The following is a 15,726-nucleotide window of genomic DNA, read 5'->3' as shown; positions in this document are numbered from 1 at the left end:
CGGCGGTTTTTCATTTGAGCTGCTTCAGGTAGATATTCCTGAACTCGATCTTCATCGGCGGGCCGACATGAACCTGCACTCCTAACAATCCGGTCGCCATGCGCTTCTCGGGATCCTCATCCCGGACTTCCGACATCAGCACTCCGTTGGTGAAATGTTGGAGGATATTCCCCTTCACGATGATGTGCACCTGGTTCCAATCCTCCTTCAGCACCTTTTTCTGAAGCTCCGCACGGTCTCCCAGCTCACGGGAGACTTCGGGTTTCCCTCCTGGAGGGATGACCACGCTTTGTCCTCGGTAAGCGAGAAATGTCCTGCCGCGTTCCTCGTAGTTCTGACCGCTCCACTGGTCCTTGCCGTCGATGTCATCCTGATAGCCCTGCAGCGCCCATTTCGTTCCGGGCACTTCGATGCTGCGATAGTTGATGCCGCTGTTACCCTCGGCGGAAACGCGGTATTCCAGCTTCAGTTCGAAATCGCCCGTCTCCCCGCCGCGCCAGATGATGAAGGAATTTTGCTTGAGCAGGGTATCCGGCCTCACCTCGCCCACGAGCACGCCGTTTTCCGCCTTCCAGTAAACCGGATCGCCGTCCCAGCCCTTGAGCGTCCCGTCGAAAATGGAAACGAATCCATCCTCCGCCGACCAGGCCCGGGCGGAAAATACCAAAATCCAGGCAATTACGAAGAGCTTTTTCATCCCCGAACCCTAAGGTGAAAACTTCCGCCGACGAGCTTGTTTTTCAGGCATCACATCAAGCTTCGATGAAATTTCCCGCTGGCCATTCCACGTAGCGGCAGCGAACAATCCGCCAATCGACAACCCATGAAACGTCTGCTCCTTTTCGCGCTCTTTGCTTCTCTCCCGCTTGCCGCGCATGCCGCACCGCTCCGGGTTTTCATCCGCGGTGGAGTGAAAACCCACGGGCCGAACGCTCACGAGCACGAGCGCTTTCTCAACGACTGGAAGGTTCTTCTAACCGAGCGTGGTATGAAGGCCGACGGCGCGAAGGATTGGCCGGACGCGATGCAGCTTTCGAAAACCGACGTGCTCGTCATGTATGCCCAGGACGGCGGAAACGCGACACCCGAGCAGAAGGAAAACCTTACGAAGTTCACCCAGCGCGGCGGCGGCATCGTCGTCATCCACACTGCCGCTGTTAGCAATGATCCCGTTTGGTGGAAGTCCGTCATCGGCGGCGCGTGGGTGCAGGGGAAAACAAAATGGCGCGAAGGCCCGATGGAACTTCATTACACGGCCAGCAACAAGTCCGCAGGTCCGGACGGTATCACCGCCGGCGCTGCGGATTTCAAGATGGACGACGAGATCTATTACAATCTCGATATGTCACCCGACGTCCACGTCCTCGCCACCTCCGACACCGGCGACGGCGATCCCAAAATCCAGACGCAAATGTGGACCTACGAAAAGGATGGTTATCGCGCCTTCGTTACCATTCCCGGTCATCTTTACGGAACATTCGAACGGCCGAACTACCGAGCGATCCTTCTGCGCGGCATCGCCTGGGCCGGGAAACTCAAGAATCTCGACGAGTTCTGCAAGCCTGAGGAAATCAAGGCGCTGCCGAAGCCCGACCATTGATCGATCATGTCCGACGAGACCTCCGCCCGAAGACCGCGATTGCTTTCGCTCGATGCCCTGCGCGGCTTCGACATGCTTTGCATCATGGGTGGCGAGGATGTGATCCGCGAGCTGGCTCGTTGGTGGAAAACGCCCGTGTTGGAATCGCTGGCAGAACAGTTCGAGCATGTGCCGTGGGATGGCTTGCATGCCTACGATCTGATTTTTCCGCTGTTCATGTTTCTTTCAGGGGTGGCCATTCCGCTGTCGATGGACGCGCGGATCGAACGTGGGGATTCGAAGTGGAAATTGTGGCGGAAAATCCTGACGCGTGGTGGGCTGCTCGTTTTGTTAGGTATGATTTACAACGGAGTGCTTTCCGGAAAGCCGGTGGAGCCGAGGTTTGCCAGCGTGCTTGGACAGATTGGAATCGCATGGGCCATCGCGGCGTCGTTGCAGCTCGTCGTCCAAGGAACCCGCATTCGGCTGGGGATCCTTGCAGGTTGGCTTATAGCAATTGCCGTGGTGCAGCTATTGGTCCCTGTTCCCCGCGTGGGCGCGGGAGTACTCACGCAAACCGGTGCGATCAACACCTGGCTCGATCGGATGATTTTACCCGGCCGCCTGCACGGCGGGACGTTTGATCCGGAAGGCCTGCTGTGCATTCTATCAGCCGCTTCGGTGACGATGGCGGGATCTTTGATTGGTACGGCGCTGAAGAATAGATCCGCGTATTCGTGGAAATTCATCGGCACTCTGGTCGCCACCGGAGCTGCCGCGGTGTTGAGCGGCTGTCTTTGTTGGAAGCTCGGGTATCCGCCGGTCAAGGCGCTGTGGACGGCTTCATTCAATCTGTTTGCGATCGGGATTTCCACGCTGCTGTTCGCGCTCTTCTTCGGGATCATCGATGTGGCGCGTCTCCAATCGTGGAGCTTTCCACTGCGGGTGATCGGTATGAACTCGCTGACGATTTATCTGGGATCGAAGCTCGTTTCATTCCCGGACATGTCGGACTTTTTGTTCGGCCGGGTGGCGGGTGTTTTTGGTGATGCCGGTCCATTGATCATCCTTTGCGGGGTTCTGGTTTTGGAGTGGCTGGTGCTTTATTTCTTCTATCGCAGGCAATGGTTCCTGCGGGTGTGATTCCCAAGACGTCCCGTGTTTTTCCAACTCTTCCTCAACGTCTGCGCGCCGATCTTCCTGATCGTCGGCCTCGGTTGGCTGCTGGACCGGAAATTTCATCTTCATCTGGAGAGTCTGGTGAAGCTGAACATCTATCTGATGGTTCCGGCGTTCATTTTCACCCACGTGTTGGATACGGAGCTCGCCGGTCGCGAGGCGTTGCGGATCGTGGCGTTCACGCTTTCGACCATCGTGTTGATGTTCATCGGCAGCGCGATCGCCGCGAAGATTTTCAAAATGCACGGGCGGCAGCGGCAGTCGCTTTCGCTGGCGACGATGTTCTACAACTGCGGAAACTACGGCCTCCCACTCGTCACCCTTGCGTTCGGTCACCAGGCGGCGGCAGTGCAGATCTACGTCCTGGCGACGATGAACGTCTCCACTTACACGATCGGGCTTTTCCTCGCGCAATCGCATGGAGAAAGCGCAGGCTCGCATCGCAAGGCACTCAACAAAGTCCTGCGCCAGCCGACCATCTACGCCCTGCTTGCCGGAGTGATTTGCAAAACCTTCGCGGTTCCGGTGAAGGAGGTGATCTGGCTCTCGCAACCACTGGATCTCCTGCAATCCGGCCTGATCGGCTTCGCTCTCGTCACCCTCGGCGTGCAGATGTCGCAAACCAAGCCTGCGCCATTCCGAGCGCCGTTGTGGTCGGCCATCGCATTGAGGCTCGTCATCGCACCGATTCTTGCCGCGCCCCTGGCGCTTGCCCTTGGATTTTCGAAAGACGCATCCGCCTCACTCATTCTGGCTGCTGCCGCACCGACGGCGGTCAATACGGCGTTGCTCGCCCACGAATTCGGCGGAGACATTTCATTTTCGACCTCCGCTGTTTACTACAGCACGTTGTTCAGCATGTTCACGACCACAGTTCTGTTATACATCCTGAAATTGTGGCTCTGATGCTCCATCTCTATTGTTGATCTGCCTGTGATGTGCTATGAAAGCTGTCGATGAAACGTCGGCGATGGATAAGTCTGGCAAGCCGAGCGGGTTTGATCGCGCTGATGCCTGGCTGTTCCATTCCTTTTACTCCTGCCGGGGAAATCAACATTGATGCGGTCGCCCGTCTGGGCGGTGATGGCTATGGAATCTGGCAACGCGGGCACTTTATTGCCGGCCGCAATCTTGGCGGACGAATGCCTTCATTCAGCATCACCAAATCGCTGGCCGCGCTCGCGGTGGTGGAAGCAGCGGGCCAAGGCTGGATCAACCTCGACCGGTCGCTGATCGATATCCTTCCCGAGTGGAGAAGCGACGCCGGAAAGCGCCGCATCACGGTGCGCATGCTGGTCAATCAAACGGCGGGTTTTCCGTCCGGCGTGGAGGCTCTTTATCGGGGTTCGATCCCGGACAAGGGCAGGGTGGCGCGCTCGTTGCCATTGGTAAATCCACCGGGAGAACAATTTCGTTATGGTCCGGCATCATCGGAAATCCTGGCGGAAGTCCTGCGTCGTGTTCTGCGGGAACGTGGATCGACTACGGAGAGTTTCCTGCGTGAGATCATGGGCCGCATCGGCATTTCCAGTCCGAATTGGCGCAAGGACGGTATGGGAAAATTCTATCTTTCCACCGGTGCGGAGTTCAGCGTTCAGGATCTCGGACGTCTCGGGCAGGTCGTCGCGAAGCTCGCTAACGGAAGCAACGCCGTTGATCTCAATGGGGGAGTTTTCCGCGATCTCGCCTCACCTCACGCAGCAAACCCGATGGTTGCCGCGGGCTTCTGGTGGAATCGCAACGCGGCCAAAACCGGAGCCTTTGCCATCGAACCGGAACTCCACCTTGACGCGGTCAGTCCGCCTTCGTTCTGGCAACACGCCTGCCTCGCGACCTCTGTCGATCCCGGTTGGCTGGCCATGGTCGGCTCCGGCGGCAAGCGGGTTTATGTGCTGCCGTCGCGGGATTGGGTCATCGTCAGGCTCGGTCGCTCCGCCAGTTGGGATGACGCCGCGTTCCTGAGGGCGGCGGTCAGCGCTTGATAGCTAACAGAAGGTTCGCATCGTAATAGTTCGCGTGATAGCCGGAGCCGAAACCGATCGGCGTTTTCGGATTTGTCGCGAATGCCTGCTTCAGGTCGTCCTGCTGATACTGGGCGAAGAGTTCGATGGGTTTTTCGTAGTTTCCATAATACCGGAATGTCCAGGTGTCCGGAGCGAAATAACGGAACGGAATGCCCGCGTCATCCTGGAGCACCGCATGCGACTGGCTCAGGAAAAAATCGCGGGCCTGCGAGAAACGGTCGTCGTACATCAGATAAGACGCCGCCTTGAAATAGGTTGCCTTGCCGCCTAGACTTGAAAGCCATTGCTGGTAGCCGCCTTTGAATCCGCCGTTGGAAAGATCGCCCGCCACGTAATACGCGGTGTGGCGCATCCCGCCGCCATCGTAATACTGCATTTCCACTCCGGGATTTCCACCCGCTGATAGAGAGTTCACCGATTCCACTTCGCCGCCCATCAGTGCCACCGTGCCGAGCAGGATCGGTGTCACCCCGCGCAAGGCGCTGCGTTCCAGATCGGATTTCATGTCCTTGGTCACGAAGTAGCCGACTAACAACTGGGTCTTCACCGATTGACGGAAGGCCGGTAATGCCGCCAACACTTCGCCCGGTGGCAGCGATTCCAGCGCCGGCACGTCGCCCACCGGTTCCAACCCCATCAACGCGTAGTTCCGCACCTGCCCGAACATCGCGCTGACGTGTAGCAGGTCGGGTCCGCCGAACGGATAGTAAACCGTCCCCCCGCCGCCCACTACCGGTGCCACTTCACCGCCAGCCCAGGCTTCCATCAGATGGATGCGCTGGCGGCCTGTTTCGCGCCAGATCCGGCCGATTTCCCGCTGGTGCTCCTGATACTCCACCGTTTGTTGGAGTCGTGATAAAATGGCCCCGTGCCGCACCGGCTTGCCTGCCAGGAACAGCCCGACGTCATCCGGTCCCGCCTCGCCGGTGACCACCGGGAAGTTGGCAGGCGGCTGATCCAGATATTGCGGTTGCACTGCGAGTGGCTTGGACGGACCACAGGCGGTGAGGGCCAATAGGATTGGAGCAATCGGCAGGAGCAGGAGTGGAAATTTCATGACGGGAGTGTTTTTACACTGGGGTTGGAATTTTTCTATCCGGAAATACCCGCCTTGCGCAGCGGAAAATAGCACAACCAGGCCAGCAGCACTGTCGCCATTCCAGCCAAAGTCGGGACCGGCTCCGCGACCAGCGAGCGCACCATGACGAAGCCGGTCATCGCCAGGAACACCAGCGGTGGCAGGGGATAAAGCGGACAGCGGAACGCGCCTTCTGTCGCCGGCCTACGCCGCACGATGAAAATTCCAAATACCGTCAGGAAGGCACATAAGGTCAGCGCGAACTGGGTGTAGGTGAGCAATTGCCCGAAGTTTCCAGTCAACACGAATACCAACGCCACGCCTGATAGAATCAACGTCGCCGCCACCGGAATGCCATGACGGTTTTTCGCCGCCAGAATTCGCAGCGCATGGAAATCCCGACCCATCACGTGCAGGACTCTGGGGCCGGCCCAGACCATGGCGCTCACCGTCGCGACCAGGCCCAGCGACAGCAGCCCGCTGAACCAGCGCGCCGCTCCTTCGCCGAAGAGCGCCTTGGCCGCGACGTGACCAACCTCCGTCACGCCCGTTAGATCCGCGACGGGCGCTGCTTTCAGGAACGCCGCATTCAGCAGCACATAGAGAGCCATCACCAGCAGCGTGCCGCAAACCAGCGAGCGCGACACCGTCCGCCGCTCGTCCTTGAGTTCTTCTAGCAGGTAAACCGCGGCGTTCCATCCCGAGTAGGCGTAGAAAACGAATAACAGCGCCACCGCGAACGCCGGGTTGGCGATGATCTGTAGGTCTGTTTGTGGCTGAATTTTCCAACGAATGTCGCCGTGGCCGGTTTTGATGAAGGCTGCGAGGATGAATCCCAGAATCAGCAACAGCTTAAGTGCCGTGGCAACTGTTTGCAGCCTTGCGCTCGTTTTCAAATTGATCAGATGCCCGCCCGTCACCGCGACCAGCGCCACTCCCGCAGCCGCCACAGGAGGAACCACTGGAAACGCCCGATGGGCGTAACTCCCCAACGCCAATGCTGCCAGCGCCGTCGGCGCGGCGAAACCGACCACCGCCGACAGCAGCCCCGCCGTCCAACCCAGCGAGGGATGATAGAGCTTGCCGATGAAATGATACTCCCCACCCGACCTCGGCAGCGCTCCCGCCAACTCAGCATACGACAGTGCCCCGCAAAGCGCGACCAGCCCACCCAAGACCCACACCAGCAAAATTCCCGGCCCCGACGGAATATCCCGCAACTGATAGCCGAGACTCGTGAACACCCCGGTGCCCACCATGCTCGACACGACCAAAGCCGCCGCAGGCACCGTGCCGATTTTCGAGGGGCTGGATTGATTCATGGGGCGGCATGAGCCATAACCGCCCTTCGACAAAAGATCGAGCATGAACCCGAATTTCATGGCTCGTCATCCGGCATCGGGACGGGCAAGGTGGCTTCAGAAACCGCCGCGCCGGAAAGAGGCGGGCACGAATCATCAGCCATTTAGACCATTGAAAACCTTCAAAGAACTCGGAGTCCGTGCGGATCTCGTCAAAGGCATCCAGGAACTCGGCATCGTCCATCCGACGGATGTCCAGGACAAGGCGATCCCTTACCTGCTCGAAAGCGGCGGTGATTTCATTGCCCAAGCTCAGACGGGAACCGGCAAGACGGCGGCTTTCGGCCTGCCGCTGCTGATGAAGATCGATCCGAAATCGAATGCCATCCAAGGTCTGGTCATCGCGCCGACTCGGGAGCTGGCAAAGCAGATCGGCAAGCAGCTTTTCCGCTTCACGAAGTATTCCGAGCAGAAAATCTTCGTCGAGGTTTTGTCCGGTGGTGACAATTTCGACCGTCAGGTGGCGGCGCTGCAACGGCCGACCCACATCGTCGTCGCGACCCCGGGCCGGCTTCTCGATTTGTTCCAGAAGAAGGCGCTCACACTTATCGGTGTGAAGTATCTGGTGTTGGACGAGGCGGATGAAATGTTGAGCATGGGATTCAAGAAGGAGCTCATCAAGATCTTCGGACTCACCCGCGGCCGGGGCTGCACGTGGTTGTTTTCCGCGACCATTCCGGATGCGATTCACGGCTTGATCAAGGACTGCATGTCGGACAAGCCGCACCAGTTGAAGATCGACAAGGGTCATGTCGTCAACCGCGACATCGACCACAAGTTCGTGATTTGCAGTCGCGATGAAAAAACGGATTTCATCGCCGAGTTTCTCAAACGCCAGAAGGAAAATCGCGGTGTGATTTTCTGCCGGACCAAGGCGGGTGCTATCGTGTTAGGGAAACAGCTGACGACTCGTGGTTTTCCGGTGGCCGTGCTGCAAGGTGATCTAACTCAGAAAGAGCGCGATACCATCATGCGCTCGTTCAAAAAGGAGCGCGTCCAGTTTCTCATCGCCACCGACGTCGCCGCGCGCGGAATCGATGTCGAGGGCTTGTCGTTCGTGATTCATCACCAGCTTCCTGAGCAAACGGAATACTACACGCATCGTAGCGGCCGCACCGCACGGGCCGGGAAAAAGGGGACCTCTTTCGTACTCATCGAACCCCGCGAGCGGGCGAAGATCACTGGGCTGGAAAACGAACTCGGGCTGTCGTTCACGGAGGCGAAATAGGAGGCTAACGAATTGTGTTCCGGCTTTCTCAGCCGGATGTGGAGGCTTTGAAACCGGCTGCGACAGCCGGGGAACTTTCCAAGACGCATAATCACTCGTTTTCGGGCAAATTGCATCCGGGACGGCGATCTTTTGCCGGGCGATTCGTTGCAACCACGCGGATCCGTGCTAGCGGTACACCTTACGCTAGGAGGTGATGTATGAAGACAAGATCCCAGAATCGCGTTTCCAGAAGGCTCATTCAAATTTCAGCGATGGTCGGAGCCGCCATCCTTTCCGCATCGGGTCTCGCCCGTGCTGATGTTGAGGAATCAACGGCTGGTCAGTTCCGTGGAATCTACAAGGTGATTGCCAGCAACGATCCGATTTTCCCAGCCACCGCGACGAGGGAATATTTCCTCGATTTCGGCAAGGGCGTGCAGATGGGAAAACTCAGCGGCAGCGTGGCGGTGTCGATGCGCGAGAATCCAAGCGTTAAAGTGCGGATCATGGCGTGGCAGTATTTCCCGCAGCAGGGAAGTCTGGTGATCGGCAATCCGTATTCCGAAGGCTCGCGCAACGCTGTGGCGAAAGGTGTTTGGAAAATGAAGGGCGCCCAGAATGGCGTTATTTTCGAGCGTGCGAACTATCAGGTGGTGCTCCACCGCGCGGATCCGAATGACTACTGAATGACAATCGACGCGCTGACAATCCAAACAAACGCGTGGTCAATCCGCGGCCTTTGGCGTTTGCTGGCCCGCGACTTGGTATGAGATGTCTGATTTGGTTCATGTTTACGGCGTGTGGCGCATCGGCGGCGGAGGATCTTTGGGATCTCGCTCCGATCCGCTATTCTGACACGGTGCCGAAGGATGCGATGTCGTCGTTGGCGGCGGATCTCGCATCCGGGAAAAAGAAGGTCGAGGGGGAAACGGGATTGGAGCGACTCCGGTTCGTTTTGAAAACGCTGGATGTTTCAGAGGATTCGCAGGTGCTGGTGTTTTCAAAAACCAGCCATCAGAATTCGCTGATCCGACCGGATAATCCGCGCGCATTGTATTTTTCTCCGAACGCCTACGTCGGCTATGTGCCCGGCGGGAAGATCGAGGTCATCACGCAGGATTCTGTGTTAGGTCCGGTGTTCTATCTGATCGGTGCCGGATCGGAGGGCGGGCTGAAAATCGAACGCGACCTGTCCACATGCATTTCCTGCCACGGAACCACGGCGACAGAAAACGTTCCCGGCTTGCAGGTGCGTTCGGTGTTTCCGGATGAGGATGGCGATCCGCTGCTGGGCATGGGCACCAGTCAGGTGAATCATGAAACGCCGCTGGCTGCGAGATGGGGCGGCTACTATGTCACGGGTCGTAGTTCATTGCCTCACTTGGGAAACCGGACCTATCAGGATGGAGGTTCTCCCAAACCGCTGCCTAGTGACCTGGCGAATTTGAGCGCAAGGCTCGAGGTTTCGAAATATCCGCGTCCGACCAGTGACATTGTTGCGTTGATGGTCCTCGAACACCAATGCCGGATGCACAATTTGCTGACCACCGCCTCGATGAATTACCGGCGGGCCTATTATCTCGGGCATGCAATGGATGCGGCTGCCGATCCTGACGGTGGCTCTGCGGGCCGCGTCGCGGACGGGGCTGCGGATCAGATCGTGGACTGTTTGTTCTTCAAGGACGAAGCCGATCCCGGTGAAAACATCGAGGGCGGCGAGGCGTTCCAGAAGTCCTTCACCGCACGGTTTTCAAAGACCTCGGATGGTCGTTCGCTGGCGGACTTCCAGCTCTTTCACCGACTCTTCAAGCATCGTTGCTCGTTCATGGTTTATTCGGCCGCGTTCCGGGACCTGCCACCACGGGTGAAGTGGAGTGTGCTCGAAAAAATGCACCGGGCGCTGGAGGGCGAGAACTCGAAAATCGATTGGTTGAAAGCGCCGGAACGAGACAAGATCACTGCGATTCTCTCCGAAACATTGCCCGGCTGGTGAATGATGGCGCGCGAATCACGCGTTCAGGTCCGGTGATGAAAACCTGGTTGGTGATTTTTGCGATGATCGGCTCCGTGCATGGGGCGGAGAAAATGGAACGCTGGATCTATCTGCCGGCGAATTTCCAGGTGGGCGCAGAGGTTGAGCGGGTGGACGGCTTGTTAGTCCGTGCGGTCGCGGCGGGTTACACCCATGCGTTGATCCAGGATTCCAAGTTCTCCCGGTTGGCGACTGTCACGACGGAATACCGTCCGAACGTGGAAAAAGTGAAGGCGACGGCGAAGCGTCTGGGCATCGAACTGGTGCCGGCAGTTTTCCCCGTCGGCTATTCGAACGATATCCTTTTTCACGATCCGAATCTGGCGGAAGGTTTGCCGGTCAGGGACGCGTTGTTCGTGGTGAAGGATGGAGTTGCAGGAATTGTCTCCGATCCGCCGGTTTCTCTGCCCTCCACCACATCGAAGGAAGGCTGGGGATTTGTGGATGATACGATCGTCCCCGATGACGGTGCCATGCGGAGCAAGCCGATGACGGAGAATGCCCGATTGATGAAAAAACTCAAAGTCTCGCCGTTCCGCCAGTATCACGTGTCGGTCGAGATTCGCACTGAAGGATTGGCTGGAGGGAAGCCGGAGATCAAGGCCTTGGGCAAGGACGGGCGATCGCTTCAATGGACCAACCTTGCGGCGAAAGCGGATCAACCGTGGACCCGTTACGATGTCACTTTCAATTCCCTCAATAATGACGAGCTGACTCTCTATTTGGGCGTATGGGGCGGACATCGGGGGACGCTTTGGTGGCGCGATGCCGGCATTGGGGAATGCGGTCCGGTCAATCTTCTGCGACGCGACGGGAAATTTCTAACGATAAAGTCCGTCGGTGGGAAGATTCTGGTGGAAGAAAAAGATTTCGAACCGGTGACCAATCCACTCACCGGAACGACGCCGTGGCCCGGTGCCTTCAAACCATGGCATGAACCGCCTGTGCTGCGGGTGAAGGGCATGCCCGACGGCGAAAAACTACGCGTCTCGTACTACCACGCCCACATCATTTACGACGAGCAGGTTTGTGGCTGTGTTGAGGAACCCGCGTTCCAGATGCTGCTGCGGAATCAGGCGAAGGAAGTGGCGGATCTGTGGGAAACGAAAACGCATTTCATGAGCCACGACGAATGGCGGTTGCTCGGCTGGGATCCCGCCTGCGTGAAAAGCGGCAAGACTCCCGGGAAGATCGCTGCGGACAATCTCCGGCTCTGCACCGACATCCTCCGCAAGCAGGTGGCGGGCGGTCGGATCCTGGTTTGGAACGACATCTTTGATCCGTATCACAACGCGGTGAAGAATTACTATCTGGCCAACGGTTCGTTCGAGGGATCATGGGAGGGACTCACACCCGGCGTGGAGATCATGAACTGGAACTTCGGCAAGCGCGATGACAGCCTCCCGTTCTTTTCGAAGCTCGGCCACCCGCAGCTCATCGCCGGATTCTACGATGGCGATTTGTCCGATGTGGATGCGTGGCTGGCATCCGCGAAGAACGTGAAACGCATGAAGGGATTCATGTACACCACGTGGCGGCAGGATTACTCCAAACTCGAAGCGGTGGCGGAGAAGCTGCAAATGGCGGGTTGGTGAAACTCGCTGTTAGTCGAGCGTCCATTCCCAGGTGTTCATGGAACGCGCCGGCAGGCTGACCGGATAGCCGCCCGCGACCACTGGAAGGGTAGCCATGTTTTCCGTACCCGAAGTGCGGGTTCGTTTCAATCGGGCGGCCGCGAACTTCGGGCCGGGATCAATGGCGAAGGTTGCGTCGCTGTCCTGCACGTTGGCGACGTGGGCGACGAGGCGTTTGCCGTCGGCGGATAGAAAGGCGCAGGCTTTCACGCCCGGCTGGGAAATGCCGGTGGCACCGGGGCCGTTGAGGCTGGATTTCACGACCCACACTCCCGCAGCCAGCGGAGCGCACCATTGGCGGAAGCCCTCGTAAATTTTCGTTTTGTGATAGCTGTTTCCCCAATCGACATGAATCAGCGCCTCACCACCTTCGCGCGGCGGATAGACCCAGTCATAGGCCATCCAAGTGTTGACGCCCTGATTGAAGGCTTCAGTCATCGCGAGCCAGTAATTCCCGGCGGAATTGATGAGGTCGGGTGATTTGTCTTCACCGTTCACAGACCATTCGGTGACCCAGAGCGGACGGGTCCCCGCGATTTTCCGCAAGGCTTCGAATCGCTCGCCGCGGCGGTCGTAGTCGTGGGTTCCCACCACGGCGATGGCGTTCTTGGAAACCGAATCCGCCTCCCGCATCCATGGTCCGGCGCTAAGAGCGTTCAGCGTGTTAGGCCCGACGAGTTTTGCCAGCGGGACATTCGGGAAACGACGGGCCATTTCATCGAGATAGCCGGCGACCTGTTTGATCAGCTTCGCATGGGAGGCCGGATCGAGGTTGTAGCCCGGTTGATCGTGAGGCCAGTCGGGCTCGTTGGCGATGCTGAGGAACTCGATCGGGAAACCTGCGCGCTGCATGTAGGCGAGGAATGCCCAGCAGTATTCCGCGAGTTCGAGTTCCATACCGGGCTTGATGGTCGCCTTGTCTTTGCCGCCGCCGGACGGGTCGTTGTTGGTCTTCATCCATGGCGGCGGAGTGTAGAGCGTGGCATAGAAACGGATTTTCGGGTTCCGCTCGCGTGCGGCCTTGCAGATGGCGACGGTCTGCTCCGCGTAGGCGAACCATTCCGGCTTGAAGCGGGGTTTCATGGGGTCGTCGTTATCGTTCTCCGGTTCGTGATCATGGCGGATCATGAGTTGGAGAAAATCGGTGCGGACATCCTTGAACATGTCGTCGTAAAGTTGCGACTGAAGATCCGGTTTTTCACGTGCGGCGAAGCTGGTGACATGGCCTTCGTAGAAAATCACGCCGCAGCCCATTCCTTGGAATTCCTGCAAACGGCTCTCGGGATCGATCCGCAGCGTGGTCTGCCCGCAGGCCGTTGCAATGATTGTTAGGGCGAGAGAGGATCGCAGGAAAATGGAGCGAAGCGCTTTCGCAATCATGGTTTTGCGGGACTGCGGCTGACGTACTCCAACAGCCCGGCGTCGATGAATTGTCCGCCGGTATTCTGGTGGCAGTGGATGGCAATCACGTTCCTGCCGGAACGCAGGGATTGTGCGGCTTCGGCGGGCAAGGGGACTTCGATATAGCCCTGTGTCCAGCGTGGGAGATTGGCCACCTCGATTCCGTTCAGATAGACTTCGGCATCCTCATCGTGGTGGATTCGCAGGGCGAGTCGGGACTTTGGGTCCGGTTGGCCGGATTCTGAAATCGTGAACTCGCGCCGCAGCCAGATGTCGCGCTCGCTCCATTCGGTCCGAATTACGCCGCCGGGTGTTCCCTGGGTTCCGAATCCGCCGACCGATTCCTTCCACGCGGAGTCGTCAAATGGCATGGCTGCCCATTTTTCGTCCGGGCGTTCGGTGGTGTATTTCGCGGTGTGTGGTTCTTTCTCGGCGGTCGCGGCGAGCACGTGGATTTCCAGTGGAACGGGATCCACCACATCGAGCGCGAGGTGATAGATTTTTCCGGAGTTGAAGCCGACAAGGTAAAGCTCGCCGTCGCGGGTTTGTGAAATGGAAACGGCTCGGGTCGGCGCCTGGCCGATTTCAACGAGTTTGTCCAACCTGCGGTCGGTCTGCGTGAGCGCCCAGATCCGGCGGCTCTCGTGATCTGCGAAGACATACCATCCGAACATTTGCGGGGCTTTCTTTCCGCGGTAAACGAAACCACCGGTCACGGAACTTCCGAGGCGATGGGAATAACTCCACACGGGCGGCACCAGAAATTCTCCCACGCGGCGATAGCGCTCCGAGTAGGGATGAAACCCCTCGATGACGTTCCATCCGTGGTTTTCTCCGATGCGGACGATCCCAACTTCCTCGTATTGATCCTGCCCGACATCGCCCACCCACAGATCCTTGGTTTGCAAATCCCAACCGAAGCGCCATGGTTCGCGAAAACCGACGGCCCAGATCTCGGGCCTAACACCATCAAGGTTGCGGAAAGGATTGTCCTTGGGGATCGCGTAGGGCAGTCCTTCGTCCTGATGATCGACATCGATCCTCAGCATCTTCCCTAACAAAAGGCTCATGTCCTGGGAATGCCCCTGCGGATCCCGCTGCGGTCCGGTGTCGCCCATGCCGAAGTAAAAATATCCATCAGGCCCGAAGGCGACGCAGCCACCGTTGTGGTCCTGGGTGGTGCTCGGAATTTTCAAGAGCTGGCGTGGGGGTGCGCCGGAATCTCCTTTCAGATCGGGCGAGAATCTCCGCTCCATGATGAGGGTCGAAATCCTGCCGTCTTCGACGATTTGATACTTCAGGAAATAGCGGAGATCCTCGGGAAACTTCGGGTGAAATGCCATTGATAACAAACCGGTCGCACCACCGGCGCGGATGACTTTGGTGAGGTCGAGGAAAGGCGTCTGAACATCGCCACTTGGCTTTTTCTCGATGATCCACGACATCCCGCGATGTTCCAAAACCACATGGGCGTCTTTCCTTCCAGGCAGTTCGCCGAACCACAAGGGCTCGTTCAGTGTGATCCCGTCGTCGAAGAACGAATCGAGTCTAACCGGATTTCCCGCCTTGGGGATTTCCTCGCGCTCGATCCCTGCATTGTTCATGTGAAGGCTGCCGAGATACGAGATGAGATTGGCGAAATCGGCTGGCGAGCCCGCGGCCTGCAGGCCCGTGGGCATCAGCGAGATCGGAGTGGTTTCCCGTTTCGCGATGTCTTTGGTCGCGATGCGGACTGGCTTGGCATCGGCTCCCATCAGTTCGAGCCAATCGTCAGTGGCCTGTTTGATCACGCCGGAAGCCATCGAGCCATCCTTGAGCGTGAGGACCGTGTTGTCATAGCCAACGGCGATCATGGACGACGGATCAAGAACCGAGGTGATGAGATCTGCCTTCCGGAATTTGTCGCCGACGGCTGATAGATCGGGTCCCGCCTTGTTGGCGCTGCCATCGACCGAGTGGCATTGCACGCAGGACATGCTGGTGAAAAGGGTTCGGCCGGCGGCGATGTTTCCGTCGTGTTCCGTAGCGAATTCCCGGAACCCGTCGGGGCCCGACGTTCGGGAAGGTTGAGCCAGAGCATGGGAGTGGATCAAAACCGCGATCAACGCCAGAAGTGATCTCCGGATTGGAACTTGGCGGGGACTCGGGAATTGCATGCTTTCTAGGGATGGCTTGCGTTGATTTTTGGTCAATCGAATATTGGATTCCGGCAGGTGTCATCATTGTTA

The 15,726-nt window shown here is 58.2% G+C and carries 13 protein-coding genes; 8 read left to right on the top strand and 5 right to left on the bottom strand.

Features of this window, described 5'->3' with window-relative positions; translation table 11 throughout:
• Positions 1-10: 10 nt before the first annotated feature.
• Positions 11-697: a DUF1080 domain-containing protein gene (locus ABIQ96_RS22375; RefSeq protein WP_348216872.1), complete on the bottom strand. Its 687-nt coding sequence runs from the start codon at positions 695-697 to the stop codon at positions 11-13.
• 126 nt (positions 698-823) lie between these two features.
• On the opposite strand from ABIQ96_RS22375, the gene ABIQ96_RS22370 reads away from it, so the two are divergent.
• The 4 genes from ABIQ96_RS22370 (at position 824) to ABIQ96_RS22355 (ending at position 4,740) form a co-directional block, all read left to right on the top strand.
• The gene (locus ABIQ96_RS22370; RefSeq protein WP_348216871.1) at positions 824-1,600 is read left to right on the top strand and encodes a ThuA domain-containing protein; all 777 of its coding nucleotides are present in this window, start codon (positions 824-826) and stop codon (positions 1,598-1,600) included.
• A 6-nt stretch (positions 1,601-1,606) separates the two neighbouring features.
• Positions 1,607-2,722 (top strand): DUF5009 domain-containing protein, encoded by a 1,116-nt coding sequence (locus tag ABIQ96_RS22365; RefSeq protein ID WP_348216870.1) that lies wholly within the window; start codon positions 1,607-1,609, stop codon positions 2,720-2,722.
• A 15-nt stretch (positions 2,723-2,737) separates the two neighbouring features.
• A complete protein-coding gene (locus ABIQ96_RS22360) occupies positions 2,738-3,664 on the top strand; it encodes an AEC family transporter (RefSeq protein WP_348216869.1) in 927 nt (308 codons plus the stop codon).
• 104 nt (positions 3,665-3,768) lie between these two features.
• Positions 3,769-4,740, top strand: a complete 972-nt coding sequence (locus tag ABIQ96_RS22355; RefSeq protein WP_348216868.1) for a serine hydrolase — start codon at positions 3,769-3,771, stop codon at positions 4,738-4,740.
• On the opposite strand, the gene ABIQ96_RS22350 is transcribed toward ABIQ96_RS22355, so the two are convergent.
• Positions 4,730-5,839 (bottom strand): hypothetical protein, encoded by a 1,110-nt coding sequence (locus tag ABIQ96_RS22350; RefSeq protein ID WP_348216867.1) that lies wholly within the window; start codon positions 5,837-5,839, stop codon positions 4,730-4,732. The two genes, ABIQ96_RS22355 and ABIQ96_RS22350, sit on opposite strands and share 11 nt — an antisense overlap.
• A 35-nt stretch (positions 5,840-5,874) precedes the next feature.
• The gene (locus tag ABIQ96_RS22345; protein ID WP_348216866.1) at positions 5,875-7,182 is read right to left on the bottom strand and encodes an amino acid permease; all 1,308 of its coding nucleotides are present in this window, start codon (positions 7,180-7,182) and stop codon (positions 5,875-5,877) included.
• Between the two features lie 151 nt (positions 7,183-7,333).
• On the opposite strand from ABIQ96_RS22345, the gene ABIQ96_RS22340 reads away from it, so the two are divergent.
• From ABIQ96_RS22340 to ABIQ96_RS22325, 4 genes are all read left to right on the top strand, one after another.
• Positions 7,334-8,449: a DEAD/DEAH box helicase gene (locus tag ABIQ96_RS22340; protein ID WP_348216865.1), complete on the top strand. Its 1,116-nt coding sequence runs from the start codon at positions 7,334-7,336 to the stop codon at positions 8,447-8,449.
• A 254-nt stretch (positions 8,450-8,703) separates the two neighbouring features.
• A complete protein-coding gene (locus ABIQ96_RS22335) occupies positions 8,704-9,117 on the top strand; it encodes a hypothetical protein (protein WP_348216864.1) in 414 nt (137 codons plus the stop codon).
• A gap of 101 nt (positions 9,118-9,218) precedes the next feature.
• Positions 9,219-10,424, top strand: coding sequence for a hypothetical protein (locus ABIQ96_RS22330; protein WP_348216863.1), 1,206 nt, complete (start codon positions 9,219-9,221; stop codon positions 10,422-10,424).
• Positions 10,425-10,459: 35 nt separating this feature from the next.
• On the top strand, positions 10,460-12,058 hold the full coding sequence (locus ABIQ96_RS22325; RefSeq protein WP_348216862.1) for a hypothetical protein: 1,599 nt from the start codon (positions 10,460-10,462) through the stop codon (positions 12,056-12,058).
• Positions 12,059-12,067: 9 nt separating this feature from the next.
• Here the strand turns inward: ABIQ96_RS22325 and ABIQ96_RS22320 are convergent, their stop codons facing one another.
• Positions 12,068-13,477, bottom strand: coding sequence for a glycosyl hydrolase (locus tag ABIQ96_RS22320; RefSeq protein ID WP_348216861.1), 1,410 nt, complete (start codon positions 13,475-13,477; stop codon positions 12,068-12,070).
• On the bottom strand, positions 13,474-15,654 hold the full coding sequence (locus ABIQ96_RS22315) for a PQQ-dependent sugar dehydrogenase (RefSeq protein ID WP_348216860.1): 2,181 nt from the start codon (positions 15,652-15,654) through the stop codon (positions 13,474-13,476). Before ABIQ96_RS22315 ends, ABIQ96_RS22320 begins: the two co-directional genes overlap by 4 nt.
• Between the last annotated feature and the right edge of the window lie 72 nt (positions 15,655-15,726).

The sequence above is a fragment of the Luteolibacter sp. genome (genome assembly GCF_039920825.1).
Classification (GTDB): domain Bacteria; phylum Verrucomicrobiota; class Verrucomicrobiia; order Verrucomicrobiales; family Akkermansiaceae; genus Luteolibacter.
The sequence above is the reverse complement of the archived record's forward strand: the minus strand, read 5'-3'. Positions and strand labels throughout refer to the sequence as shown.

Bases quoted from the DNA above. Each gene is read 5' to 3' on its own strand.
- ABIQ96_RS22345 (WP_348216866.1), bottom strand. From the start codon at position 7,182: ATGAATCAATCCAGCCCCTCGAAAATCGGCACGGTGCCTGCGGCGGCT.
- ABIQ96_RS22375 (WP_348216872.1), bottom strand. From the start codon at position 697: ATGAAAAAGCTCTTCGTAATTGCCTGGATTTTGGTATTTTCCGCCCGG.
- ABIQ96_RS22315 (WP_348216860.1), bottom strand. From the start codon at position 15,654: ATGCAATTCCCGAGTCCCCGCCAAGTTCCAATCCGGAGATCACTTCTG.
- ABIQ96_RS22355 (WP_348216868.1), top strand. From the start codon at position 3,769: ATGCCTGGCTGTTCCATTCCTTTTACTCCTGCCGGGGAAATCAACATT.
- ABIQ96_RS22335 (WP_348216864.1), top strand. From the start codon at position 8,704: ATGGTCGGAGCCGCCATCCTTTCCGCATCGGGTCTCGCCCGTGCTGAT.
- ABIQ96_RS22330 (WP_348216863.1), top strand. From the start codon at position 9,219: ATGTTTACGGCGTGTGGCGCATCGGCGGCGGAGGATCTTTGGGATCTC.
- ABIQ96_RS22370 (WP_348216871.1), top strand. From the start codon at position 824: ATGAAACGTCTGCTCCTTTTCGCGCTCTTTGCTTCTCTCCCGCTTGCC.
- ABIQ96_RS22320 (WP_348216861.1), bottom strand. From the start codon at position 13,477: ATGATTGCGAAAGCGCTTCGCTCCATTTTCCTGCGATCCTCTCTCGCC.
- ABIQ96_RS22350 (WP_348216867.1), bottom strand. From the start codon at position 5,839: ATGAAATTTCCACTCCTGCTCCTGCCGATTGCTCCAATCCTATTGGCC.
- ABIQ96_RS22365 (WP_348216870.1), top strand. From the start codon at position 1,607: ATGTCCGACGAGACCTCCGCCCGAAGACCGCGATTGCTTTCGCTCGAT.
- ABIQ96_RS22325 (WP_348216862.1), top strand. From the start codon at position 10,460: ATGAAAACCTGGTTGGTGATTTTTGCGATGATCGGCTCCGTGCATGGG.